This window comes from Asticcacaulis taihuensis (assembly GCF_900100255.1).
Taxonomy (GTDB): Bacteria; Pseudomonadota; Alphaproteobacteria; order Caulobacterales; family Caulobacteraceae; genus Asticcacaulis; species Asticcacaulis taihuensis.
Genome location: NZ_FMTS01000005.1, coordinates 113,199 through 135,280, shown reverse-complemented (window position 1 = coordinate 135,280; position 22,082 = coordinate 113,199). Strand labels below are relative to the sequence as shown.

The 22,082-nt window shown below is 61.2% G+C and carries 20 protein-coding genes; 9 read left to right on the top strand and 11 right to left on the bottom strand.

Annotation, left to right across the window (positions count from 1 at the left end; genetic code table 11):
* Nucleotides 1-81 precede the first annotated feature (81 nt).
* The gene (locus BLO49_RS12990) at nucleotides 82-1,095 is read left to right on the top strand and encodes an ankyrin repeat domain-containing protein (protein WP_090649373.1); all 1,014 of its coding nucleotides are present in this window, start codon (nucleotides 82-84) and stop codon (nucleotides 1,093-1,095) included.
* 54 nt (nucleotides 1,096-1,149) lie between these two features.
* Here the strand turns inward: BLO49_RS12990 and BLO49_RS12985 are convergent, their stop codons facing one another.
* Nucleotides 1,150-4,203 (bottom strand): SEL1-like repeat protein, encoded by a 3,054-nt coding sequence (locus BLO49_RS12985; protein ID WP_090649369.1) that lies wholly within the window; start codon nucleotides 4,201-4,203, stop codon nucleotides 1,150-1,152.
* Between the two features lie 215 nt (nucleotides 4,204-4,418).
* Here BLO49_RS12985 and BLO49_RS12980 point away from each other — a divergent pair, with 215 nt between their 5' ends.
* The gene (locus tag BLO49_RS12980) at nucleotides 4,419-4,649 is read left to right on the top strand and encodes a hypothetical protein (protein ID WP_170828337.1); all 231 of its coding nucleotides are present in this window, start codon (nucleotides 4,419-4,421) and stop codon (nucleotides 4,647-4,649) included.
* Between the two features lie 92 nt (nucleotides 4,650-4,741).
* On the opposite strand, the gene argF is transcribed toward BLO49_RS12980, so the two are convergent.
* The 6 genes from argF to BLO49_RS12950 form a co-directional block, all read right to left on the bottom strand.
* Nucleotides 4,742-5,680, bottom strand: coding sequence for an ornithine carbamoyltransferase (gene argF / locus BLO49_RS12975; RefSeq protein ID WP_090649364.1), 939 nt, complete (start codon nucleotides 5,678-5,680; stop codon nucleotides 4,742-4,744).
* Nucleotides 5,681-5,725: 45 nt separating this feature from the next.
* A complete protein-coding gene (locus BLO49_RS12970) occupies nucleotides 5,726-6,928 on the bottom strand; it encodes an aspartate aminotransferase family protein (RefSeq protein ID WP_090649361.1) in 1,203 nt (400 codons plus the stop codon).
* Nucleotides 6,929-7,073: 145 nt separating this feature from the next.
* Nucleotides 7,074-7,895 carry a TraB/GumN family protein gene (locus BLO49_RS12965; RefSeq protein ID WP_090649358.1) on the bottom strand — a complete coding sequence of 274 codons (822 nt, stop codon included), beginning with the start codon at nucleotides 7,893-7,895 and terminating at the stop codon, nucleotides 7,074-7,076.
* Nucleotides 7,896-7,964: 69 nt separating this feature from the next.
* Entirely contained in the window at nucleotides 7,965-8,897 is a 933-nt protein-coding gene (locus tag BLO49_RS12960) for a TraB/GumN family protein (RefSeq protein WP_090649355.1), read from the bottom strand.
* 16 nt (nucleotides 8,898-8,913) lie between these two features.
* On the bottom strand, nucleotides 8,914-9,105 hold the full coding sequence (locus BLO49_RS12955) for a helix-turn-helix transcriptional regulator (protein WP_090649352.1): 192 nt from the start codon (nucleotides 9,103-9,105) through the stop codon (nucleotides 8,914-8,916).
* Nucleotides 9,105-9,536 carry a hypothetical protein gene (locus BLO49_RS12950; protein WP_090649348.1) on the bottom strand — a complete coding sequence of 144 codons (432 nt, stop codon included), beginning with the start codon at nucleotides 9,534-9,536 and terminating at the stop codon, nucleotides 9,105-9,107. The genes BLO49_RS12955 and BLO49_RS12950 overlap by 1 nt, the downstream gene beginning before the upstream one ends.
* Before the next feature lie 255 nt (nucleotides 9,537-9,791).
* On the opposite strand from BLO49_RS12950, the gene BLO49_RS12945 reads away from it, so the two are divergent.
* The 3 genes from BLO49_RS12945 to BLO49_RS12935 are packed head-to-tail and all read left to right on the top strand — an operon-like array spanning nucleotide 9,792 to nucleotide 12,879.
* Nucleotides 9,792-10,742 carry a glycosyltransferase family 2 protein gene (locus BLO49_RS12945; protein WP_090649732.1) on the top strand — a complete coding sequence of 317 codons (951 nt, stop codon included), beginning with the start codon at nucleotides 9,792-9,794 and terminating at the stop codon, nucleotides 10,740-10,742.
* Nucleotides 10,739-11,719 carry a hypothetical protein gene (locus tag BLO49_RS12940; RefSeq protein WP_090649345.1) on the top strand — a complete coding sequence of 327 codons (981 nt, stop codon included), beginning with the start codon at nucleotides 10,739-10,741 and terminating at the stop codon, nucleotides 11,717-11,719. The genes BLO49_RS12945 and BLO49_RS12940 overlap by 4 nt, the downstream gene beginning before the upstream one ends.
* A 44-nt stretch (nucleotides 11,720-11,763) precedes the next feature.
* Nucleotides 11,764-12,879, top strand: coding sequence for a PA0069 family radical SAM protein (locus tag BLO49_RS12935; RefSeq protein WP_090649342.1), 1,116 nt, complete (start codon nucleotides 11,764-11,766; stop codon nucleotides 12,877-12,879).
* Between the two features lie 22 nt (nucleotides 12,880-12,901).
* On the opposite strand, the gene BLO49_RS12930 is transcribed toward BLO49_RS12935, so the two are convergent.
* Together BLO49_RS12930 and BLO49_RS12925 are read right to left on the bottom strand one after the other, a co-directional pair.
* The gene (locus BLO49_RS12930; RefSeq protein WP_090649339.1) at nucleotides 12,902-13,906 is read right to left on the bottom strand and encodes a sugar kinase; all 1,005 of its coding nucleotides are present in this window, start codon (nucleotides 13,904-13,906) and stop codon (nucleotides 12,902-12,904) included.
* Between the two features lie 30 nt (nucleotides 13,907-13,936).
* Nucleotides 13,937-14,773: a 2-keto-4-pentenoate hydratase gene (locus BLO49_RS12925; RefSeq protein ID WP_090649336.1), complete on the bottom strand. Its 837-nt coding sequence runs from the start codon at nucleotides 14,771-14,773 to the stop codon at nucleotides 13,937-13,939.
* 150 nt (nucleotides 14,774-14,923) lie between these two features.
* Between BLO49_RS12925 and BLO49_RS12920 the strand changes: the two genes are divergently transcribed.
* Together BLO49_RS12920 and BLO49_RS12915 are read left to right on the top strand one after the other, a co-directional pair.
* Nucleotides 14,924-15,382, top strand: coding sequence for a carboxymuconolactone decarboxylase family protein (locus tag BLO49_RS12920; protein ID WP_090649333.1), 459 nt, complete (start codon nucleotides 14,924-14,926; stop codon nucleotides 15,380-15,382).
* A 108-nt stretch (nucleotides 15,383-15,490) separates the two neighbouring features.
* A complete protein-coding gene (locus BLO49_RS12915; RefSeq protein WP_090649330.1) occupies nucleotides 15,491-16,372 on the top strand; it encodes a sigma-70 family RNA polymerase sigma factor in 882 nt (293 codons plus the stop codon).
* A gap of 35 nt (nucleotides 16,373-16,407) precedes the next feature.
* Here BLO49_RS12915 and uxaC read toward each other — a convergent pair whose 3' ends face one another.
* Together uxaC and BLO49_RS12905 are read right to left on the bottom strand one after the other, a co-directional pair.
* Nucleotides 16,408-17,820, bottom strand: coding sequence for a glucuronate isomerase (gene uxaC, locus BLO49_RS12910; protein ID WP_090649731.1), 1,413 nt, complete (start codon nucleotides 17,818-17,820; stop codon nucleotides 16,408-16,410).
* 90 nt (nucleotides 17,821-17,910) lie between these two features.
* Nucleotides 17,911-18,954 carry a LacI family DNA-binding transcriptional regulator gene (locus BLO49_RS12905; protein WP_090649327.1) on the bottom strand — a complete coding sequence of 348 codons (1,044 nt, stop codon included), beginning with the start codon at nucleotides 18,952-18,954 and terminating at the stop codon, nucleotides 17,911-17,913.
* A 155-nt stretch (nucleotides 18,955-19,109) separates the two neighbouring features.
* Here BLO49_RS12905 and BLO49_RS12900 point away from each other — a divergent pair, with 155 nt between their 5' ends.
* A complete protein-coding gene (locus BLO49_RS12900) occupies nucleotides 19,110-20,615 on the top strand; it encodes a UxaA family hydrolase (RefSeq protein WP_090649324.1) in 1,506 nt (501 codons plus the stop codon).
* Nucleotides 20,616-22,046, top strand: coding sequence for a mannitol dehydrogenase family protein (locus tag BLO49_RS12895; protein WP_090649320.1), 1,431 nt, complete (start codon nucleotides 20,616-20,618; stop codon nucleotides 22,044-22,046).
* Nucleotides 22,047-22,082: the final 36 nt, after the last annotated feature.

The window sequence follows — 22,082 nt, the reverse complement described above, 5'->3', positions numbered from 1 at the left end:
ATCGCATTTTACCGGGAAAAGCGTTTGCCGGCTTTACCCGGTCTCAGGCGCATATTAGGTTTTCGCCAGGGAGGGAACCACATGAAAAAATTTGCCATATTCGCCGCCGCGGGTTTTTTCGCCGGATGCCTGGTGGTAGGGGCTGTTGGCGCCGGGTCCGGTCCGGCCGCAAATGCCGCCACCTACACCAGGGGCGGCGCCTGCGAAGCGGTCGCGAACACGCCCAATGATGGCGTGGTCAAGCAGGCCACCGATCCGCGACTGCGGGCGCGTGAAGACGTATTTTTCAACAACGATGACGAACTGACCGCGCTCCTGGAAGACTGCGTCGATATCAATTCGCGCGATTCTTCCGGCAATACGCTGCTGCATACCGCGATCGACGGCAACAAGCTCAGCGCGGTCAAGATCCTGCTGGCGCACGGCGCGCGGCTGGATATCAAGAACACATCCGGCAAGACACCGGCGCAATATGCCTATGACAGCACCATGAAGGCTTATCTCGCCAGCCTGCCGCCGCAACCGCCCGCGGCGCCCAAGGCGAAGCCCGCGCCAGTCAGTCCAGCAATCACCCCGGCGTCCAGCCAGGGCACGAGTCTGGCCCCTCATCAGGGCACGGATGAGATGGGATATTGCGAACGCGCAGCGACGGCCACCACGAATGACGGTCGCACGCCGCAGAACCGCGCCCGCCTGCGTGCCCGTGACGCCATCTGGTACAATCATCCGGATGAATTGACCGCCTATATCGAAAACTGCGTCGGGGTGAACGACAAGGACAATACCGGCTCGACCCTTCTGCACACCGCCGCCGAACGCGACCGGGTGGAAATGGCAAAAATCCTCGTCGCCCACGGCGCCAGTCTTTCGGCCACGGACACTTTCGGCAAGAATCCCGCCAGCTATGCCACCTCCCCCGAAATGAAGGCCCTGCTGGGCACGCCCAAAGCGGTTCAGGCCGCGGGCGATAATCCCAACAAACTGCAATGCGCCCAGAAGCACCAGGCCGATGCCGCCCTGTGTTCGGATACAGCCTGCCGGATGCGCGCCAACAGTCACTGGCAAAAGTGCCTCAAAACAGGCAGCTACTGGTAACAGAAAGGCCGCGCTGTGAGGGCGCGGCCTTTAAAAGATTTATGAGTCAATCGATTAACCGGCCGATTCCGAACCGGCCGCCACCGGCCCGCCGTCGCTGATGGGCGTGAACCGCGCCACGGCGTCATCGGCACGGGCGCGCTGTTCGTCGCTCAGTTGCGACCCAAGGTCAGCGGCGTAAGCCTTGGCGCCATCGGCGCCATTATTGGCGGCGATCTTCATCCACTTGTAGGCTTCGCTCGGATTGAGCGGCACGCCCTTGCCGCTCTGGTAGAGCTGGGCCAGATTATACTGGCCATCGACGACGCCGCGCTCCGCCGCCTTGCGGAACCACAGCGCCGCCGTCGGGCGATCCTGCGCGCCGCCTTCGCCATTATAGAACATGTAACCGTATTCGTTCATGGCTGCGGGAACGCCACCTTCAGCCGCGCGCTTCATCCACGTGCGTGCCTCGGCCTTGTCAGGCGTGACCAGCGTGCCGCCCTTATAGAGGATACCAAGCTGGTACTGGGCCGGCGCATAGCCCTGGTTGGCCACCATCTTCATCAGGTCAATCGATTTCGGATCGCGGGCCTGCAAAGCCTGCAAGGCCAGGTCATAGCGTGTTTTGAGGGCCTGCTGATCCTGAACCGCCGGCGCACTGACCGTCAGGGCCGAAGCCGCGATGGGCGTGGGCGCCTTCTGCTCATTGGCCAGCTTGTTGACAACAACCCAGCCGGCCGTGCCGACCGCGACCAGGCCCATGGCCACCGACGACGCCTTTACGGCATTCAGGAAGGTGCTGCCGCCCTTGTTTTTTGCAGCGGCTTCCGGCTTGACGCCCTTGGCCTTTGACGGACCGGCCCGCAGGAGCCCCAGACCCAGGCCGCCCGACTTGCGGTCGTCATTGCCTTCGATGCTGGCGCGCACCGCCGCCCGCGCCGCTGCCAGGGCATCGCGCGTCGAGACCGAAACCGGAGCGGCATCAAAATCGCCTTCGTCCTCATCATCGAATGGACTGCGCGCGGTTTCGGCCGACACCTCGGCATGGATCATCGGCTGCTGCGGAATGCTTTCCATATGCACGGCCTGGCGCGGGGCCGTCTTGCGCGACACCTCGATATCGGCGAACGGGTCGCTGTCGTCATCATCTTCCAGAGTCGAAAGCGGCGTCTGAACCTGCGGCGCCAATGGCGCAGCAGCGGCCGTCAGAGGTTCGTTCATCACCAGATCGGCTTCCAGATCCTCTTCCTCGAACGGATCGAAATCCGGCTTGAACTGCGGTTCGCCGAAATCAAGCAAACGACCGGTCAGGTCGATGGTTTCCTCTTCGGCCGATGCAGACGATATCGGCGCCTCGGCCTCCGCCTGCGAATGCTGCGGCGCGCTTATGAACGGGTTGGGCAGTCCGCCGTCCATATCGTCATCGTGCGTGACGGGCCGTGTTGCCGGCTTTGCCTCGGCTTCCGCCAGCAGGCTTTCCGTCTGCACCTTGGCAAGGCGCGAATCGATACGGGCGCGCGTTTCTTCCAGCAGCTTCGCTGTGCGCTCCTCACTGGCGCGGATGCGGTCGGACAACTCAGTGCGCTGGCGCTCGAACTGCTCGCCCACAGCCCCGACGACTTCCGCGGCACGGCGTTCGGAGTCCGCCATCTTGCCGGTCAGACGTTCGGAAATACGGGCGATCTCGCCGCCGAGACGTTCCAGCGCCTGGGCATGGCTGCCTTCAATGCGGTTGAAGCGGCCATCGACCGTATCGGCGATGCGCTGGACATCACGGCTGACGCGGGTCAGGCCGTCATGATTGCTGGTCTCTACCCCCGCCATGCGGCGGTTGAGATTATCGGCGATGCGCAGCACGTCCTGGCCCATGCGCTCTATGGCGCCGGCGGAGCGTTTTTCCGACTGCTCGATGCGCTCACCCACGACCTTGACCGCCAGCTCGATGGTTTCCTGCTTGCCGGTCTGCAAGGCGCTGAACAGATCCTGGCGCGATTCCTCGACGCGTCGTGACAGGTCGGCCGCCAGCCCGCTCAGCGACTTCATGGTTTCCGGATCGGTGACATCGCCACCCGCTTCCACCTGGTTCAGGCGGCCTTCAAGCGCCTTGAACGCCTGTTCGAGCGTGCGGATGGCGCCGGTGGTATTGGCTTCGGCGGCATCGAGGCGGTGCGCCAGTTGCGCCACCACCTTGTCGATCAGCCCTTGCGCCGCACGGTCGGGATCACGCAGTTCCATTTGCGACAGGCGATGCGACAGGCCGACCATATCTTCGCGCACGCCGGTCAGGCTGTCGCGGGTACGGGCTTCGCCCTCGTAAAGCTGGTTGGCCAGCTTACCGAGCGTGGCCTCAACGGCCCGGACTGTTTCGTTCGCTTGCGGCGAGGCCAGTTCCTGCTCGATTTTCGCGGCACGTTCGCGCGCTTCGCGGACATGAGTGGACAGACCTTCAAGGCGCTCGGCCTGAGCATCGATCAGGCGCTCCGCCTGCTCCAGGCGCTCGGCGAACAGGCCGTGGTCTTCCTCGGTACGGGCCAAACGCTCGAACGATGACACGACGGCTTCGGACTGCTCTTCGATCCGCCCCTGAACCTCGGCGTGCGCGGCTTCGTTGCGCTCCAGCCGGCTCAGGACCGACTCGACGGCATGGGAGACGCCACGCACGGCGCTGGCAGAACGCGCTTCCGAATTTTCCATGCGCGCGCCCAGAGATTCAAGCGCGCGGGCCACCCGGCTGAGGTCACTGGAGGCGGCCTCATAGCGCGCCTCTTCGGCGGCATAACCGTCATCATAGGCCGGCCGTTCGTCAAAGATCGACCGGCGGCGCAAATCACGCGAACTGAGGGGCTGAGCGGCGGATGAATAGGGCGTGGCCGGCTTGCGCGGCGCATCCTTGTGTCTCTGGGCCATACGCCCTCCCGTTTCGGGTTCGTTATAGGGATCACGGTAAACAGGGCGTTCAACACGAGCACTTTCGCGGCTGATCAGCGCCCCGACATCCTCGCCTTCGAGAATCATCTGATTGAGCCATTCGCCGAGAGTCAGACCGGAGCGGCGCGCCAGATCCTTGGCGACTTCGCGCGCCCTGGCGTCAATACCCTTCACACTCCACGGTGCGTTCGCGCTCATGCGATTCCCCTAACTTCGTCAGGTGGCGAGCGTAGACAACATTATGTGGGGTGTAAACACCTTGTTAACCACTATATATGGCAGGACGTTAATCTTCTGGGGAAAACTGGCGAGATCAATAACCGGATGCGGGAAATGCCACAGTCAGGCGGAAATACGCGATTAAATCGCTCCGCGACCTTGCCCGAAATGCCGTTCCACGACATATGCGACGGATGGAACTGACCTTATCCCTTACCGTGATTCTCACGATTGTCAGCGGGCTTTTTACCGCATTGTTCGGTTATCTCGGCGCACGGCCGATGGACCCGAACAAGGGGCCGCGCATGGTGCCCTGGCGCTTCCTGATGCTGCTGACCTTTACGGTGGCCCTGCTGCTGGTCGTGCATCTGCTGAACCTGATCGGCATACAGACCAAGCCGCCGGAACAGTTCCCGCATCCTTAAAGACACGGAGCCCTTTTAGCCGTCAGCCTTGAGCCGAGTAGCAGGCGGCGAGCGCCGCAGGTACGCTTGTACCTGCAAGCGCTGCCAACGCACTAATCGGCCAAGGATGGCGTGCTAAAACACCAGGCCAGGATGGCTTTTTGAGCATGTATCCGGTTTTCGGCCTCGTCCCAGATCACCGACTGCGGACCGTCGATGACATCTTCGGTCACTTCCTCACCGCGGTGAGCCGGCAGGCAGTGCAGGAACAGGGCATTGTCCTTGGCCAGTTTCATCAGGCCGGCATTGACCTGGTAGGGCTGGAAAGCCGCCAGGCGCTCGTCATGATCGAGATCGCCCATGCTGACCCAGGTATCGGCCAGCACGACATCGGCGCCACGAACTGCTTCTTGCGGATCCTGCGTGACCGTGACATGGGCGCGCGATTCTGAGGCAAAGACCATCGCGGCCTGAGAGGGCTTGTAGGCCGCCGGGCAGGCGATTTTCAGGGTAAAGCCGAAACGCGCCGCCGCATGGATCAGGCTGTTGCAGACATTATTGCCGTCGCTGATCCAGGCAAGTGTCTTGCCCTCGATAGCGCCGCGATGCTCCTCGATCGTCTGGATATCGGCGATGATCTGGCACGGATGCGAGGCGTTGGTCAGGCCGTTTATGACCGGCACGGTGGAGGCGGCCGCCAGGCGCACCACGTCATCATGCTCATTGGCGCGGATCATGATGGCGTCGACCATGCGCGACAGGACTTTCGCGGTGTCTTCGATCGGCTCACCCCGGCCAAGCTGCATGTCGTTCGAGGTCGAGATGATGGCCTGGCCGCCGAGCTGACGAATGGCCGCATCGAACGAAAAGCGCGTGCGCGTTGAGTTCTTCTGGAAGATCATGGCCAGCACACGATCCTTCGCCGGCGCATCGGCATCGGGTTTGCCCTTCGGCCAGTCGCGGCGCAGGCGCTTGCGGGCGTGGGCGTCATCGACGATGGCGCGCAGCTCTTCGGTGGTCAGGTCGCAGATATCGAGAAAATGACGGGTCATGGAGGACTCCCCCTTGGGGGCCACTTCATGACCCCAATCTTGAACTTACGCGGTTTCTTTGGCTTTTTCGCGGGCAGCGACGAACGTCTTTTCCAGACGCTCCAGCGCCTCGCGGGCATCGGCCTCGGTGAGGTTCAGCGCCGGCAGCATACGGATGCAGTTTTCACCACCGCCGGCCACCAGCAGACCGTTATCCCGCGCCAGGGCCATCATTTCGCGGTTATTGGGCTTCAGCTTGATGCCGATCAGAAGCCCCTTGCCGCGCACGTCCGCTATCATGTCAGGATATGTCTGCTTCAGGCCCTCAAGCTGCTGCTTGAGATAGCCCGATACCTTGACGACGTTTTCCAGCAGTTCCGGCTTCGAGATCTCATCGAAAGCGGCGATCCCGACCGCCATGGCGAGCGGATTACCGCCAAAGGTCGAGCCATGCGAACCGACGACCATGCCGGACGCCGCCTCACGCGTGGCCAGGCAGGCACCGATAGGGAAGCCGCCGCCGAGCGCCTTGGCGATACACATGACATCGGGCGTGACGCCGGAATGTTCATAGGCCCACAGCTTGCCGCTCCGGCCCATGCCGCACTGAATTTCATCGAAGATCAGCAGCAGACCGTTGGCATCACACAGATCGCGCAACATTTGCAGTTCGGGGTCGGTCAGGGCGCGCGCCCCGCCTTCGCCCTGAACCGGCTCAACCAGGATGGCCGCAGCGGTCGGCGCTTCGGCCGCAGCGCGCAGCGCGTCATGATCATCGAGCGACACATTGACGAAGCCCGGCAGACGCGGACCGAAGCCTTCGAGATAGGTCTGGTTGCCGGCAGCGGTCACGGCGGCGTAGGTGCGGCCGTGGAAAGCGCCCTGGAAGCCGATGATGTCGATGCGCTCGTCATGGCCTTTCGAGGCATGGTATTTGCGCGCCAGCTTCAGGGCGCATTCGACCGCCTCGGTGCCGGAATTGGTGAAGAACACCTGGTCGGCAAAGGACGACGCGCACAGCTTGCCCGCCAGTTCGTCCTGGCCGGGAATGCGGAAGATATTGGAGACGTGCCACAGCTTCTGCGCCTGAGCGTTCAGGGCGTCGATCAGAACCGGATTGGCGTGGCCCAGGCCATTGACGGCGATGCCCTGGACGAAATCGAGATATTCGCGGCCCGATCGGTCATACAGTCGGCTGCCTTCACCACGTTCCACCTCGATAGGCGCCCGCGCATACACACCGAACAAATGATCCTCAGACTGAGTCATGGCAATACCCCAAAAACGGCGAAAAACCCTGCGTACCTCACGCAAGGGAAAGAAGGCGTCTAAGCTGTTGGGGGCTTAGGCGGGCCTTTTGTCGAATAATCACCGCAATGTCAACGATATTCACAGGGCGGAACGGGGCGTCAATTCAGCCCGCCACCACCGGTTTGGTCACGGAATCAAGCCGTGTCACCGCATAGCCGCTCCGACGCAGTTGCGCCACAAGCCCATCCGGGCCGATCAGGTGCGCGGCCCCCACCGTGACGAAGGTCGTCCCTTTTTCATTCAGCGCCTTTTCGATGGTCGGCAGCCAGGTCTGGTTGCGCTTCACGATCAGGGCATCGTAGCCCGCCGGATCGGCCTCGGCCAACAGGGCCAGGGTGTCGGTCAGAGACTTCTGGTCGCCGGTGCGCCAGGCTTCGACTGGCAGCACAAAACCGTCATCGGTCACGCCCTCGGCGGTGACGCGTCCGGCTTCGGATGCGCCCTTATCAAGCCCGACGGTCATCTTTCGCATCGCGTCCGCACGGTGATAAAGCGCTGCGTCAGGGCGCAGTGTCACCACGTCGGCCGGCAGGACATCGGGATAGGCGCCGACCTCGAACAGGGTGGTATCGGCATTATCAAAGGCCGTGAACAGGCGCCGGTCCATCCAGCCGGATGCGATATCGCCCGAACTGCTGAATCCGCCGAACAGATAGACCGTGGAATCGCCGGCCTTCATGACCCACAACAGGGGCGATCCCGTGGGTCCGGCCCCAGCCTCGGCCGTATCCGGATCGGCGGCCGGCGTAAAGGCCACGGTGACCGCGTCCGGATTGTGCGAGCGGTGCCACCACATGCCGAGCGGCGGCACGACGACGGCAATGCCCACGGCCGCCCCCATGATGATCCCGGCTTCCACCAGCCAGCGGGTTGACCGCTTTCTCTTTTTGAAAAAGACACCGTCCGCGTAATTGACCGCCCGCATTTCCGACCTCCGGTTTTTATATTCCGGTGGAACCGCTGCAAGCTTTGGGCCAAGGTCAGATCGGGACAGTCAGTAGGCTACACGCTCCGCCGTTATGCCGTGCTGTTTCAGCATGGCGATGACACTGTCCGGCCCGACCAGGTGCCCGGCGCCGACCGTAATGAAAACCGTGCCCTTGCCAGCCAGTATCTGCTCGATCTGCGGTTCCCAGGCGGCGTTGCGCTCGACGATCAGGCGCTGGTAGCTCTTCGGGTCTTCCGCCTGCATCTTGTCGATCATCAGACGGGTCAGGGCCTCGGTATCGCCCTGCTTCCAGGCGCTGAACAGATCGTCGACATCCTTCGGCCTGACTTCAAAATCGTATAGCGTCGCGCGCAAGCCAGCAAGTTCGTCGGCCTCGGTTTCCGGCACGAGCGCCTGCATCTGCGATTCCATTGTCTCGAAGCCGTGAACGCCCTTGCCGGCCTCACGCGCCTGCTTCATCAGGGTCACATCGACGCCCGTGTCCGTCACGTAACCGAGCTTTTTAACCTGCTGCATTGTGATGAGCAGCCCTACTGCCCATTTTCGGTAGTAATCGATTTGCAATGTTCTGTAATCCAGCGGCTCAAGCAACTCAGCAATAATCTCAAGCTCTTCCGGCATTAAGCCCGCAGCCATCCGCCCGGTTGGATCGATCATATATTTTTGCGCGATCGGCTTGGCGGTATCGGCGTCATCAAGATCGGGAATCTCGAACCACACATCCTGCGCGTTGTCGAAACGGCTCTGGATATCAGGCGTCAGCCAGGGTGTCTCCGGTTTCATGACGTGGATCGATCCCAGTAAGTAAATGGTTGAATCCGCATCACTGATCACCCAAATGGCCGGCTTGACCGTAGCGGGCGCTTCGGCCTGGGCGGTCTTAACATGGGTCAGTGCTTCGGCCTGAGCCATCGGCGCGAAAGCGCAGCCAAGGAGAGCGGTGACAGCCAGCAGGCCGGTTTTCAATCTGGAAAGCATGAATCCCCCAAGCGCCTCAAATGGCCATAAATATATCTTCTATCCGCAAGGCGAACAGGTCCGCAATTTTAAAAGCCAACGGCAGGGATGGATCGTACTTTTCCGTCTCGATGGCATTGATCGTCTGGCGCGATACGGCCAGCCGATCGGCCAGGTCGGCCTGCGACCAGTTGCGTTCGGCGCGCAGGATTTTCAGGCGGTTTTTCATCAGCGGTATTTCAGCCAGGCATTGACCTGTCCGATCAGCAGCCCCAGCACAAACGGCGCCATACCGGATACGCGCCCGATCAGGAAGCCATCATTCGCGCCATCCATGCTGGCGATGAACCAGCGATAGAGGTCCGGCAAAAAGATCGGAAACAGGCCAGTGATCAGGAACAGCACGAAACCGATCATGAAGCCGCTCTGCGCAGCATAGCGCTTCTTGGCGATACTGAATTCATCGCTCGTGGCCGCCTTCAGTTTACGCACATAAAGGATCAGCATGATCAGGACCGGAACGGCGCAGACATCTATGATCAGGCCATAAAGCGGAAACGATGGCTCCCGGCTCCAGCTCATATTGAACCCGCCCAACAGCCCACCGATCAATGCCGCCACAGCCACCCCGCCGGCAAACTTCCATTTCGAACCTGTCATGACCAACCTCCCATGAAATGACAAGGACGCTTTACATGGCTGATTTCAATATGTCAAGTATACTTGTCATTACGTCAAGAATTTTTGTCATCTCGCCCATGCCTTAAAGACCGTTAAGCCTGCTGCCATACCTGAAATTTACCCTTTTGTGGCAGTGTCCGCTTGGCCCGGACCTTGCGGTTCGCGACTTTCCGATCTCTTTACGTCCCGAAGGCGTCCATTACCTCCATGCCCGACAGCAGTCCGCACGCCCTTATGTCCCGGAACACCGAGAGCGATCTGGCGCGCGTCTGCGTCATCATCCCGACCTTCCGCCGGCCACAGGGACTGGAAACGGCGATGCGCTCGATTCTCACCCAGAAGGACGCGCCGCCGCTCAGCCTGATTGTCTGCGACAACAGCCCGGAAGCCTCAGCGCGGGCGCAGGTCGAAGCTTTTGCTGCGCCCTTCCCGGTCACCTATATCCACGAGCCTAAAACCGGCGTCGCCAATGCCCGCAACAGCGCCGTGGCCCTATGCAACAGTGATTTCATCGCCTTTCTCGATGACGACGAAGAAGCGCCCGCCAACTGGCTGAACCGCCTGATGGCGGCGCAAAGGCAATTCGATGCCGATGTCGTTTTCGGACCGGTCACAGCCCGCCTACCTGCCGATACCCGCCATAATCGTCCCTATTACGAACATTTTTTCTCGCGCTTCGGACCGGCGCAATCGGAAATCCTGCCGCACTATTATGGCTGCGGCAATTCGCTGCTGAAGACCGCCGCGCTCACCTCGAAGACGCCTTTCAGCACCCTGCAGAACGAAATGGGCGGCGAGGACGACATCCTCTTCACCGCCATGAAGGCGGAGGGTCGGATCATGGCCTGGGCCGCCGATGCCCCGGTTTTTGAAGATGTGCCGCCCACGCGCGCTACGCTGGCCTATACTCTGAAACGCGGCTTCGCCTACGGCCAAGGCCCCAGCCATTCGAGCGGCGTCAATGGCCGGTTCCTCGCCTGCGCCGGCTGGATGGCACAGGGCCTGGTTCAGGCCGGGATATTCGGAATCGCCAGCCTTTTCCTGTTCGCAATGCGCCATCCGCGCCGGGCCTTCGTGCTCGACAAGGCGGCGCGCGGCCTCGGCAAGACCCTGTGGTTTCCGCCCTTCAAGATGAAATTTTATGGGCAGGTATTGCTCAAAAAAGACGCAAAGACAAAGACATGACCCTGATCAACTGGACACCGGAAACACAGCGTGCCTTCACCAGGGAAAACCTGCTCTTCACGCACAACATTGCCGACAGCGACCTGTTCAGCGAGGAGGCGCTGATCGCCCTGATCGACCGCTATCCGCGTGACAGCGTCGAGGTCTTCACCATGGGCTATGACCCGACGGTTTTCGGCGAATGGTATCTCGGCCGCAAAACGGCGAAGGACGGCACCGAACTGGATGGTCGCGCCCTGATGGAAGCCGTGAAGCACGGCCGCCTGTGGCTCAACCTGCGCCGCGTCAATCATGCCGATCCCGCCGTAGCCGACCTGTGCGACCGCATCTTCGCCGAGGTGGCGGAAAAGACCGGCACGCATAACCTCAAGACCGATCTCGGCCTGCTGATCTCCTCACCCAATGCCCATGTCGTCTACCATCTCGACATGCCGATGGTGATGTTGTGGCAGGTGCGCGGCGTGAAAAAAGTCTATCTCTATCCGGCCGATGCCGGCTTCTTCACTGATCGCCAGATCGAGGGCATTGCCCTGCGCGAAAGCGATGAAAACCTGCCCTATGATCCCGCCTTCGACGACAGGGCAATGATCCACGATCTCAAGCCAGGCGAGATGCTGACCTGGCCGCAGAACGCGCCGCACCGCATCGTCAATGGTGACATGGTCAATGTATCGCTGTCGATCGAGTTCATGACACCGCGCGCCCTGTGGCACGCCAATATCATCTATGCCAACGGCTTGCTGCGCCGCCTGTTTGGTCTTAATCCGAGCCTCGCCAGATCACCGAAGATCCTGGAACCGTTGAAGATCGTCTTCGCCCGCGCCTACAAGCTCATGAGTGGCGGCTTCAAGGGCCACAAGAGCCCGCTGACCCCGGCCTTCTCGCTCGATCCGCAGCGACCCGGCACAATCATCTATGATGACGGCGTCACGCCATTTGTCCCGCCGGCAAGCCAGAAACCTGGAAAAGCCGCCTGATAATTTGTTCTTGATTTGTTCACTTTTCGGCGTAGGGTGCGGCCATGCCCGCGCCTCCACCAGATACACGCACAAAAAGTGATGACGCCCTGCCCGACCTGCCGCGCAAGGGACGCGGTTCCGTCTCCAACCGACCCAGTCACCGCTTCGGCGTGGCCGACCGTTACGATATCGATGACGGCTGGAGCGACCATGAGCGTGAGGACTGGGCGAAGGCCCGCCGCAAGACGATATTGGGCGTCGATACGGTCAGGCGGGTTATCAGCCGCAACAGCTCGCCCGATGTCGGGTTTGATCGTTCGATAAACCCCTATAAAGGCTGCGAACACGGTTGCATCTACTGCTTTGCCAGGCCAACGCACGCCTGGCTCGATCTCTCACCCGGCATGGATTTCGAGACGCGCATCTTTCGCAAACCCGATGCCGCCCAGGCCCTGCGCCAGGAACTGTCAGCGCGGAGCTACACCCCCGCGCCGATTGCACTCGGCATCAATACCGACGCCTACCAGCCGACCGAAAAATCGGAGAGACTGACGCGCGGAATCCTTGAGGTGCTGTATGAATTCCGCCATCCCGTCCATATCATCACAAAGTCGGCCCTGATCCAGCGCGATATCGATATCCTGGCCGCGATGGCGGACCTCAACCTCTTCAAGGCCGCCCTGTCGATCACCACGCTGGACCGCGACCTGGCGCGCGTTATGGAACCGCGCGCCGCCACCCCGTCACGCCGTCTCGATACGGTCCGCGCCCTGACCGACGCTGGCATCCCGACCAGCGTCCTGATGGCGCCAGTCATTCCCGGCCTGACCGACCATGAGATCGAAAAGGTCATGGAAGCGGCGGCCCATGCCGGCGCCACGCGGGCCGGCGGCGTGCTGATCCGCCTGCCGCATGAAATCAAGGGGCTGTTCGAGGAATGGCTGCGCGCCCATTTCCCCGATCGTGCCGACAAGGTGCTCAATCACATCCGCGAATGCCGGGGCGGCAAGCTTTACAATGCCCAATTCGGCAGCCGGATGCGCGGTGAAGGCGTCTATGCCGACCTGATCCAGAACCGCCTGAAGATGGCCGTCAAACGCTACGGACTGGACAAGCCCGGACAGCCGCTCGACAGCACACAGTTTCGCGGCGGTGATCCGCAGATGTGTTTGTTCTGAAAGATAAGGACGTCCGCTCGCCCTATCGCTTGACGTCGAAACCATCGTCGCTGAGGAAAGCGTCGAGATCGGCCGGCGTGGCCAGGCTAGCGTCGCCCGGCTGAGCGTGTTTCAGGCAGGCGCAGGCAATGCCGTAATCGAGCGCCTTTTCATCATCGGCGCCAGTCAGCAGGCCGTGCATGACGCCGGCGGCGAAGGCATCCCCGCCGCCGATGCGGTCGATGATGCGTTCGATATTGTGCGTGTCGGTTTCCAGAGACTGGTCGCGCGTATACATCAGGCCGGTCAGGCGGTTATGATCGACATTGACCTGTTCGCGGCGGGTACAGACCAGGCGTTGCAGATGCGGGAAGGTGGCAAACGCATAATCCGCCGCCGCGCGCTCATCATTAAAACGATGGCCGCTGACCAGTTCGATATCGCGGTAACCGCCGAAGATCAGGTCGGCCTGTTGCATTAATTGAGTGATATAGGCGGGTGCGTCGGCGCTCCATTCGGCCCACAGTTTTGGGCGGTAATTGCAGTCGAAAGATACCTTCACGCCCAGTTTGCGGGCCGTTTTCATGGCGGTGAGGGCTGCGGTCACGCAATTTTCGCCGAGCGCGGCCGTAACGCCGGAGACATGCAGCCAGCCGGCGTCTTTCAGCAATTTGGGCCAGTCGAGCGCGCTGAAATCGGCCAGAGCGAAGGCCGAACCGGCACGGTCATAGACGATATCCGACGGGCGATGAATGGCGCCCGGCGTCAGGAAATAGAGCCCCATGCGCTGCGGGGCCTTCGTCACGGCAGAGGTATCGACCCCCCAGCGACGCAATTCATTGACCGCCGCCACGCCCAGGGCATTATCGGCCACCACGCTGACCATGCGCGTTTCATGGCCCAGGCGCGCCAGCCCGACCGCCACATTGGCTTCCGCCCCGCCCACGACCGGTTGCAGCGGCGCCAGACTTTCCAGCAGATGACCGCCGGTGACGGTCAGGCGGATCAGCAGTTCGCCGAAACAGACGAATGGGGCGGTCGATGGCATGGGGGTTCCTGCGTGTCTTGTGATATTGCTTTAGGCGATCTCTGGCGCGCCGGCGGTCAGCGGCACTGCATTCAGCTCTATTACCACATCCGCGACACCGCTGAAGGTAATAACCGAGCTCTGGCCGGGCAGGATGCGATGGACGCCGGTGGTCTGGCCGGTCGAAATCAGCAGGCCGCGCGTCAGCGGACGGCCGCGCCGGGCCAGATGCCCCGCCAGCCAGGCCAGGGCTTGGAAAGGGCCGCCCGGCATGACGAACAGTCCGCCTTCGCCGACCACCTGGCCGTCGATTTCGGTCTTCGACCTGTAGTTTTTCAGGGCCTCGGGCCCCACCGTATCGAGGGTGGTGTCGGAATCGATTTCCAGCAGGCGCGGCCCGAGGATTTCACCGAAATTATTGCCGAAATCGGAGGCGGTAACCGTGGGGCCCAGTTCATTGATCCTGGGGAAGGGCGAACCAGCCACTTCCACGCCGGCATAAAGGCCGTCGCACAGGCGCAGGGCCTCTTCTTCCGTATATTCAGTCTTTTCCGGATCGGCATCGTGGTCGATGCGCAGGACGAACTCGGCCTCGACCGCGCCAAAACCGTCGCTGAAAATCGGATAGGTCAGGGGCTCGCCCCGGTATTCATGGAAGCTGTTGGCGAAGATCGGCCCGGCCAGGCGCTCGCCGTGCCGCGCCTGAAAATCGGGGTGAATGCGGGCGATTTTCCAGCCGACGAGTTTCTGGTGCCACTGGTCGATGGCCGCATCCTGGATGGCGTAGGCATCGGCCATGCCGGCCGGCAGCTCGCCTGGATAATCCGGCAGAGCCGTCGCCGTGCGTCTGGCGGCAGTAAAGCGGTCGGCAATGGACTTATGGGACATGGTATTGAGCTTCCTTCCGGGCCGCGAACCTAAAAGATACCGGTGTCATGTTCAATCGAAATGCGGCTTTCTGCGAAAAAAATGCCCGTCATGTCACAGCGGCGACGGCTGACTCGTCATACTGGCAGACCCTAACCAAAGGAGACTGCCATGACCCATTTCAACCGCCTGAACCTCGCCTCTCTGGCCGCCGATGGCTATAACGGCCTGATAGCCACTGAAACCTATCTGCACGGCGCGCTTGACCTCAAGCTGCTCAGCCTGGTCAAGCTGCGCGTCTCGCAGATCAATGGCTGCGCCTTCTGCCTGCACATGCACTATGAGGAGGCCCTCAAGGCCGGCGACACCCCTGCCCGCCTGAACCTGCTGCCCGCCTGGGAGGAATCGCGCATGTTCACGGAAAAAGAACGCGCGGCGCTGCTGTGGGCGGAGAGCCTGACCCATATCGATGTCGATCGCGCCGAAGACGAGACCTATGCCGAGGTCAAGGCGCAGTTCAGCGACAAGGAAATGGCCGATTTGACACTGGCCATAGCCATGATCAATGCCTGGAACCGGCTGGCTGTTTCGATGCGCTTCCTCCATGCCAATGATAAACCGGCTTCCTAAGCCTAAGATATCCACAGATAAGCCAGAGAAGCGGAGATAGGATTTATGCGTGGAAACATCTGTGCTTATCTGGCTTATCTGTGGATCAAACTTGCTTGAAAAATCACTATGATCCCTCACTCCGATATCCAATGGTTTGAAGACGAGCGGCGCTATCTGCAAGGCGTGGCCTACCGGATGCTGGGCACGGTCAGCGAGGCGGAGGACGCCGTGCAGGACGCCTTTCTGCGCGTCCGCGAAACCGCTCCTGAAACCATCGACAACAAGCGCGCCTATCTCACTCGGATCGTGACACGCCTCTGTCTCGATATCCTGAAATCGGCGCACAAAAAACGTGTCGACTATGTTGGCCCGTGGCTGCCCGAACCGCTGCACGATGTCAGCGATTTTACCGGTTCGCCGGCGGCGGCCACAGAGTTGGCCGACGATCTCTCCATCGGCCTGCTTTATGCTCTGGAGCGTCTGACACCGCTGGAGCGCGCCAGCTTCCTGCTGCATGATGTCTTCGATATCGGCTATGATGAAATCGCCCGCACGCTGGAGCGCTCCGAAGACAGTTGCCGGCAACTGGCGGCACGTGCTCGCCAGCATGTCCGGGCATCCCGGCCGCGTTTCAAGGTGACGCCCGATGATGAGCGACGCTATCTCGAAGCCTTTGTGGTGGCCTCGCAAAAGGGCGACATGGCGGCGCTGGAAGCCCTGCTGGCCGATGATGTAAAGCTCTACAGCGACGGTGGCGGCAAGATATCGGCGGCAATCAATATTCTGGATGGTAAGCGCCGGGTCGGCGCCTTCATGGCCGGCATCTACCAGAAGTTCCGCAACCACACCACGGCGGCCCTGCGCTATGAACGCGTCAATGGTGTGCTGTCACTGCTGACCACACATACGGACGACTATACCGATGTGCTGAGCGTGGAAATCACTGACGGCAAGATTACCGCCGTCTGGTTCCAGCGCAATCCGGACAAGCTGACAAGGCTTCACTAATTTTATCCTCCCCCGCTTCGCAGGGGAGGATAAAATCACAGCTTATACGCCGCTTTCGGCAGGTTGTAGGTCAGGTCCTGGATCACCTGGGCGGCATCTTCGATCGGCAGTCTGTGCTCAGCCACCAGACGCGCCAGGAAGGCCGAGTCGATGCGGCGGGCGACATCGTGGCGCGCGGGGATCGACAGGAAGGCGCGGGTATCGTCATTGAAGCCGACCGTATTGTAGAAACCGGCCGTCTCGGTCACCTGCTCGCGGAAGCGCATCATGCCTTCGGATGAATCGTGGAACCACCACGACGGGCCAAGCTTCAGCACGGGGTAATGACCGGCCAGCGGCGCCAGTTCACGGGCATAGTTGGTCTCATCAAGCGTGAATAGGATGATCGTCAGATTCTTCTCGTTACCGAACGCATCGAGTAGCGGCTTAAGCGCATGGACATAACCGGTCGGCATGGGGATATCGGCGCCCTTGTCGCGGCCATATGTATCAAACACCCTGGCATTATGATTGCGGTAGGCACCGGGGTGGATCTGCATGGTCAGGCCGTCATCGAGCGACATACGCGCCATCTCGGTCAGCATCTGGGCGCGGAAAAGCTCAGCGTCTTCGGCCGAGACATGCTTTTTGAGCACACGATGGAACAGGTCCTTGGCATCCGAATGCGACAGATTGGCGGTCTGCGCCGTCGGGTGGCCGTGATCGGTCGAGGTGGCCCCGTGCGCCATGAAGACATCGCGGCGCTTGCGGTGAGCGCTAAGATAGCCCTTCCAGCTATGGACATCCTCGCCGGTCAGGTCGGCGAAGAGGGCCAGCTTGTCGTGGAAGTCCTCGTGCTCCGGATCGATGACCGGATCGGGACGATAGGCCGTGACCACGCGCCCCTTCCAGCCGGACGCCTTGATTTTCGCATGATGCTCCAACGTATCGGTCGGGCCTTCGGTCGTGGCCAGAAGCTCGATATTGAAGCGATCGAACAAAGCGCGCGGGCGATAGGCGTCCGAAGCCAGCAATTCGCCGATGCGGTCGAAATAGAAATCAGCCGTGGTTTCATCAAGCGCCACCTCGAAGCCCATGATCTCGCCGAAAACGTGGCTCATCCACATGAAGCTGGGCGTGCCGCGGAACAGGTGCTGGTTGGCGGCATAGATACGCCAGGCGGCACGCGCGTCGGCGGAGGACGGCCCGGCTTTCGAACCGACACCGACCGAATCCATATCGATGCCCTGGCTGTAAAGCATCCGGTAGATATAGTGGTCTGGTGCCAGGAACAGTTCGGTGGCGTTTTCGAAGGGCTGGTTGTCGGCAAACCATGACGGATCGGTATGGCCGTGCGGCGACAGGATCGGCAGGCCCTTCACGCTGGCATAGAGATCACGCGCAATGGCGCGCTGGGCCGGATCGCTGGAGAACAGGCGGTCGGCATGAAGGAAAAGCGGCTTGGACATGTTATTGACCTTGGGGATCGACCCTGAGAGATATTTTCCGCCATAGGTAACCGGTGTCATTACGTTTGACAACAGGCTTTTTTGCAAGCCCTACAGACGGGCCGTCGATTCGCGCACAACCAGACCGGATTCAAAGATGATTTCGTCCCGGCGGTCGTCTTCATCGGTCAGCAGGGTCATGGCGGCCGCCTTCGCCATGTCACGACTCGGCAGGTTGACCGTGGTGAGAGGCGGCGAAACGCGCAGAGCCATGGGGCTGTCGTCATAGCCGCAGATGCTGAGATCGGCCGGGATGCGCAGGCCCAGCTCAAAGGCCGCCTTATAGGCGCCGATGGCCATTTCATCATTACTGGCGAAGATGGCGGTCGGGCGGTTGGGCCGGTCGAGAATTTTAAGGGCGGCGGCATGGCCGGACTCGAAGGTATAGGCGCCTTGCGCCTCCAGTTCCCAGTTTATATCCAGTCCGTGGGCCTGTAGCCCCTCGCGGAAACCGGCGCGCCGCTCGATGGCCGAAACATAGCCTTCAGGGCCCGTTATAAAACCGATCTGTTTGTGGCCCAGTTGCGCCAGATGCTCGCCAGCGGCGCGGCAGCCGATGCGCTCTTTTGACAGGACCGCGTAACCACCGGTCGTCGTGGTCGGCTGCACGGCGGACACCCGGACATAATCGACGTCCAGTTCCTCCAGCAGGGCCAGCAGGCGCTTGTCCTCGGAAATCGGCGGCAGGATGATCACCCCGGCCAGACGCTGCAATTCTATGAAATCGCGGATATCCTCGATGAAGCGCTCACTGTGGCGGTCGCACGGGTGGACCACCAGTTCGCTGCCGGACCCGCGCAGGGCATCGAGCGCGCCCATCTGCATGTTGACGACATATTGAGCATTGGGATTGTCGTAGATCAGTCCGATCAGGAACGACCGGCGGAAGGCCAGGCCGCGCGCCTGTGGATCAGGCCGGAAGCCAATGCGCTCGATAATGGCATTGACTCTGTCACGCGTTTCGGCCCGAACGCTGGGCGACTTGTTAATAACCCGCGACACCGTCTTTTTCGACACGCGCGCCAGCCGCGCCACATCATTGATCGTCGCCTTCTTGCGGCGCTGGATGAATTCCTCGATAGCGTCTTCGGACATGGAGTATGGGGCCTGATCGTCTTGTTGGGCTATGGGTAGCGGGCTTCGCGGCGGCTGAACAGTTATTTTCTTGAAATGCCCGGTTGAAAAGGTTGGGCTCTAGGTTTATGACACCGGTATCATTATTTGTAAAACTGATACTGGAGTCTAAGTTCATGGCGGATGATCCGGCCGGCTTATCACTGCCCTGGCTGCGGGTCAGCGCGGGCGATTCGGTCGCAGTGGCTCTCCAGGACCTGGCGGCGGGCTATGTCATTGGCATCGACGGACGTGAGATTGTTCTGCGCAGCGATGTGCCGAAGGGCCACAAGATCGCGCTGAAAGATATCCAGGCGGGCGATGAGATCATCAAGCTCGGTTTCAGCATTGGCCGCGCCTCGCAGGATATCGCCGCCGGTGAGCATGTTCATGCCCATAACCTGGTGACGGGCTTAAGCGGACTTGAGGCTTACAGCTACCAGCCGACGTCCGTTACAACGCCGCCAGCCCTTATGGAAGCCACTTTCGAAGGTTACCGCCGTGCAGATGGCCAGGTCGGGATTCGCAACGAAATCTGGATTTTATGCACGGTCGGCTGCGTGGCCAAAACCTCGGAAAAGCTGGCGCGCGTCGCTTCCGAACGCTTCAGGGGCCGCGTTGACGGCATCCATGCCCTGACCCATCCGCTCGGCTGTTCGCAACTGGGTGACGATCTCGATCATACGCGCAAACTGCTGGCGTCACTGGCCATGCACCCCAATGCCGGCGGCGTGCTGATCGTTGGCCTGGGCTGCGAGAACAACCAGCTTTCGGCCCTGATCAGGGAGATAGACCGCCCCGCCGACCGCCTGAAATATTTCGCGGCGCAGATGGTCGAGGACGAACACGAGGCCGGTCTGGAAGCGCTGGAAGCGCTGGTCGCCGTCGTCGAGAAGGACCGGCGCGAAACCTGTTCCGTCCGTGACCTGACGATCGGCGTCAAATGCGGCGGATCGGATGCCTTTTCCGGCCTGACCGCCAATCCGCTGGTCGGGCTGATCGCCGACCGCGTGGCCTTTGCCGGCGGCCGTGCGATCATGACAGAGATTCCGGAGGTTTTCGGCGCCGAACGCGGCCTGATGAACCGCGCAAAGGACGAGAAGGTTTTTCATGACGTCGTTGAAGTGGTCAATGATTTCAAAACCTATTTCATCGAACACAAACAGCCGGTCTTTGAAAACCCGTCGCCGGGCAACAAGGCCGGCGGCATTACCACGCTTGAAGAAAAATCGCTCGGCGCGGTTCAGAAGGGCGGTCACAGCCCCCTCAACGCCGTCATGCGTTATGGCGAACGCGCCCACGAACGGGGCCTCTCCCTGCTGGAAGCGCCCGGCAATGACGCGGTATCGAGCACGGCCCTGACGGCGGCGGGCGCGGTGATCGTGCTCTTCACCACCGGCCGCGGCACGCCGCTCGGCTTCCCGGCGCCGACGCTGAAAATCGCCTCCAATTCGGCCCTGGCGGCCCGCAAGCCTGGCTGGATCGACTTCAATGCCGGTCAGGTGCTGGAAGGGCGCACTCTGGAACAGACCGCCGACGACCTGATGGATCTGATTATCAAAACCGCTTCGGGCCGGCCGGCTTGCAATGAAACAAACGATGAGCGAGAAATCGCCATCTGGAAAAATGGGGTTACGCTTTAAATGCGCCTTACACTTGATACACTCGCCACCGCCAATGCCACAAAACCCGCCTATGATACTGCGGCGCTCGACATCGGCGTGGTTCATTTCGGCCCCGGCGCCTTTCATCGCGCCCATCAGGCGGCGTATTTTGATGCGCTGGCAGCGAAAGGCCCGCGCTGGGGCATTTGCGGCGTGTCACTGCATTCGGCCGGCGTGCGCGACGCCCTGAAGCCGCAGGACGGCCTTTATACCTTGGCCATTCTCGACGCGGAAATCAGCTACCGCATCATCGGCTCTATGCGCGAGGTTCTGGTCGGCCCGGAGGATATCGAGGCCGTTTTCGAGCGGGTGACGCGGCCTTCGGTCGAACTGGTGACCTCGACGGTGACGGAAAAGGGCTATTGCCTGGCGCCGGATTTTTCGCTCGATCTTCAGCACCCGGACATTGTCCATGATCTGGCCAATCCCCGGACGCCGAAATCCTTTATCGGCTATATCGCGGAAGGCTTGCGTCGTCGCAGACAGGCCGGCCTGAAGCCCTTCGTGCTGATCCCGTGCGATAACCTGCCCAAGAACGGCAAACGTCTTAAGGAGGCCGTAACCGTTTTCGCCGGACAGTCTGATCACGACCTCGCGCGCTGGATACACGATACCCTGCAATGCCCGTCGACCATGGTCGATTCCATCACCCCGGCCACCGATGATGCCCTGCGGACCCGCGTCAAAGGCACCACCGGTCTTGAAGACGCCTGGCCGATCCAGCGCGAAGCCTTCACCCAGTGGGTGATCGAAAAGCACACACATGAAGACGGTCCCGACTGGCAGGGCGTCGGCGTGACCCTCACCGATAATGTACCGGCCTATGAACGCGCCAAGCTGCGCCTGCTCAACGGCCCGCATTCGACCCTGGCCTATATGGGCCTGCATCGCGGTTACGAAAGCGTGTCCGAAGCCATGAAGGATGCCGAACTGGCCGATATCGTCCGTAAGCTGATGATAGAGGACGTGGTGCCGCTGCTGGAGGCGCCGGAAGGACTCGACCTTGTCGCCTACAGCGAGGCTATCCTCGCCCGTTTCCGTAATCCGGCCATCGTCCACAAGCTGGCCCAGATTGCCTGGGACGGGTCGCAGAAACTGCCGATCCGTATTCTGAGCAGTCTTGGCGAGGCGCTCGATCGCGGCCAGGATATCCGCCGCCTGTGCCTGCCTCTGGCGGCGTGGATGCGGTTTGTGCGCCGGAAAGCGATCACCGGCGAGGCGATCACCGATCCGCTGGCGGATGATCTCATTGCACTTGGCAAGACCTGTGACGACACGGTGGCGGATACCGGCCGGTTCCTCGCCTTGCGCGCCGTTTTTCCGGAAGCACTGGTGACGGATGCCACGGTGATTGCGGGACTTGAGGCGGCCTATGCCGAACTGCTCAGGCGCGAAGCCGTTTTCGCTTGAGATCAGAAGGCCGCCAGCCTAAACCGTAGAAAAACG

Excerpts from the sequence above, each read along its gene's own strand:
- BLO49_RS12900 (WP_090649324.1), top strand. The coding sequence starts at position 19,110 with ATGGCGGATGATCCGGCCGGCTTATCACTGCCCTGGCTGCGGGTCAGC.
- uxaC (WP_090649731.1), bottom strand. The coding sequence starts at position 17,820 with ATGTCCAAGCCGCTTTTCCTTCATGCCGACCGCCTGTTCTCCAGCGAT.
- BLO49_RS12895 (WP_090649320.1), top strand. The coding sequence starts at position 20,616 with ATGCGCCTTACACTTGATACACTCGCCACCGCCAATGCCACAAAACCC.
- BLO49_RS12935 (WP_090649342.1), top strand. The coding sequence starts at position 11,764 with ATGCCCGCGCCTCCACCAGATACACGCACAAAAAGTGATGACGCCCTG.
- argF (WP_090649364.1), bottom strand. The coding sequence starts at position 5,680 with ATGACCCGTCATTTTCTCGATATCTGCGACCTGACCACCGAAGAGCTG.
- BLO49_RS12905 (WP_090649327.1), bottom strand. The coding sequence starts at position 18,954 with ATGTCCGAAGACGCTATCGAGGAATTCATCCAGCGCCGCAAGAAGGCG.
- BLO49_RS12985 (WP_090649369.1), bottom strand. The coding sequence starts at position 4,203 with ATGAGCGCGAACGCACCGTGGAGTGTGAAGGGTATTGACGCCAGGGCG.
- BLO49_RS12955 (WP_090649352.1), bottom strand. The coding sequence starts at position 9,105 with ATGAAAAACCGCCTGAAAATCCTGCGCGCCGAACGCAACTGGTCGCAG.
- BLO49_RS12920 (WP_090649333.1), top strand. The coding sequence starts at position 14,924 with ATGACCCATTTCAACCGCCTGAACCTCGCCTCTCTGGCCGCCGATGGC.
- BLO49_RS12980 (WP_170828337.1), top strand. The coding sequence starts at position 4,419 with ATGGAACTGACCTTATCCCTTACCGTGATTCTCACGATTGTCAGCGGG.
- BLO49_RS12915 (WP_090649330.1), top strand. The coding sequence starts at position 15,491 with ATGATCCCTCACTCCGATATCCAATGGTTTGAAGACGAGCGGCGCTAT.
- BLO49_RS12965 (WP_090649358.1), bottom strand. The coding sequence starts at position 7,895 with ATGCGGGCGGTCAATTACGCGGACGGTGTCTTTTTCAAAAAGAGAAAG.
- BLO49_RS12950 (WP_090649348.1), bottom strand. The coding sequence starts at position 9,536 with ATGACAGGTTCGAAATGGAAGTTTGCCGGCGGGGTGGCTGTGGCGGCA.
- BLO49_RS12930 (WP_090649339.1), bottom strand. The coding sequence starts at position 13,906 with ATGCCATCGACCGCCCCATTCGTCTGTTTCGGCGAACTGCTGATCCGC.
- BLO49_RS12970 (WP_090649361.1), bottom strand. The coding sequence starts at position 6,928 with ATGACTCAGTCTGAGGATCATTTGTTCGGTGTGTATGCGCGGGCGCCT.
- BLO49_RS12960 (WP_090649355.1), bottom strand. The coding sequence starts at position 8,897 with ATGCTTTCCAGATTGAAAACCGGCCTGCTGGCTGTCACCGCTCTCCTT.
- BLO49_RS12990 (WP_090649373.1), top strand. The coding sequence starts at position 82 with ATGAAAAAATTTGCCATATTCGCCGCCGCGGGTTTTTTCGCCGGATGC.
- BLO49_RS12925 (WP_090649336.1), bottom strand. The coding sequence starts at position 14,773 with ATGTCCCATAAGTCCATTGCCGACCGCTTTACTGCCGCCAGACGCACG.
- BLO49_RS12945 (WP_090649732.1), top strand. The coding sequence starts at position 9,792 with ATGTCCCGGAACACCGAGAGCGATCTGGCGCGCGTCTGCGTCATCATC.
- BLO49_RS12940 (WP_090649345.1), top strand. The coding sequence starts at position 10,739 with ATGACCCTGATCAACTGGACACCGGAAACACAGCGTGCCTTCACCAGG.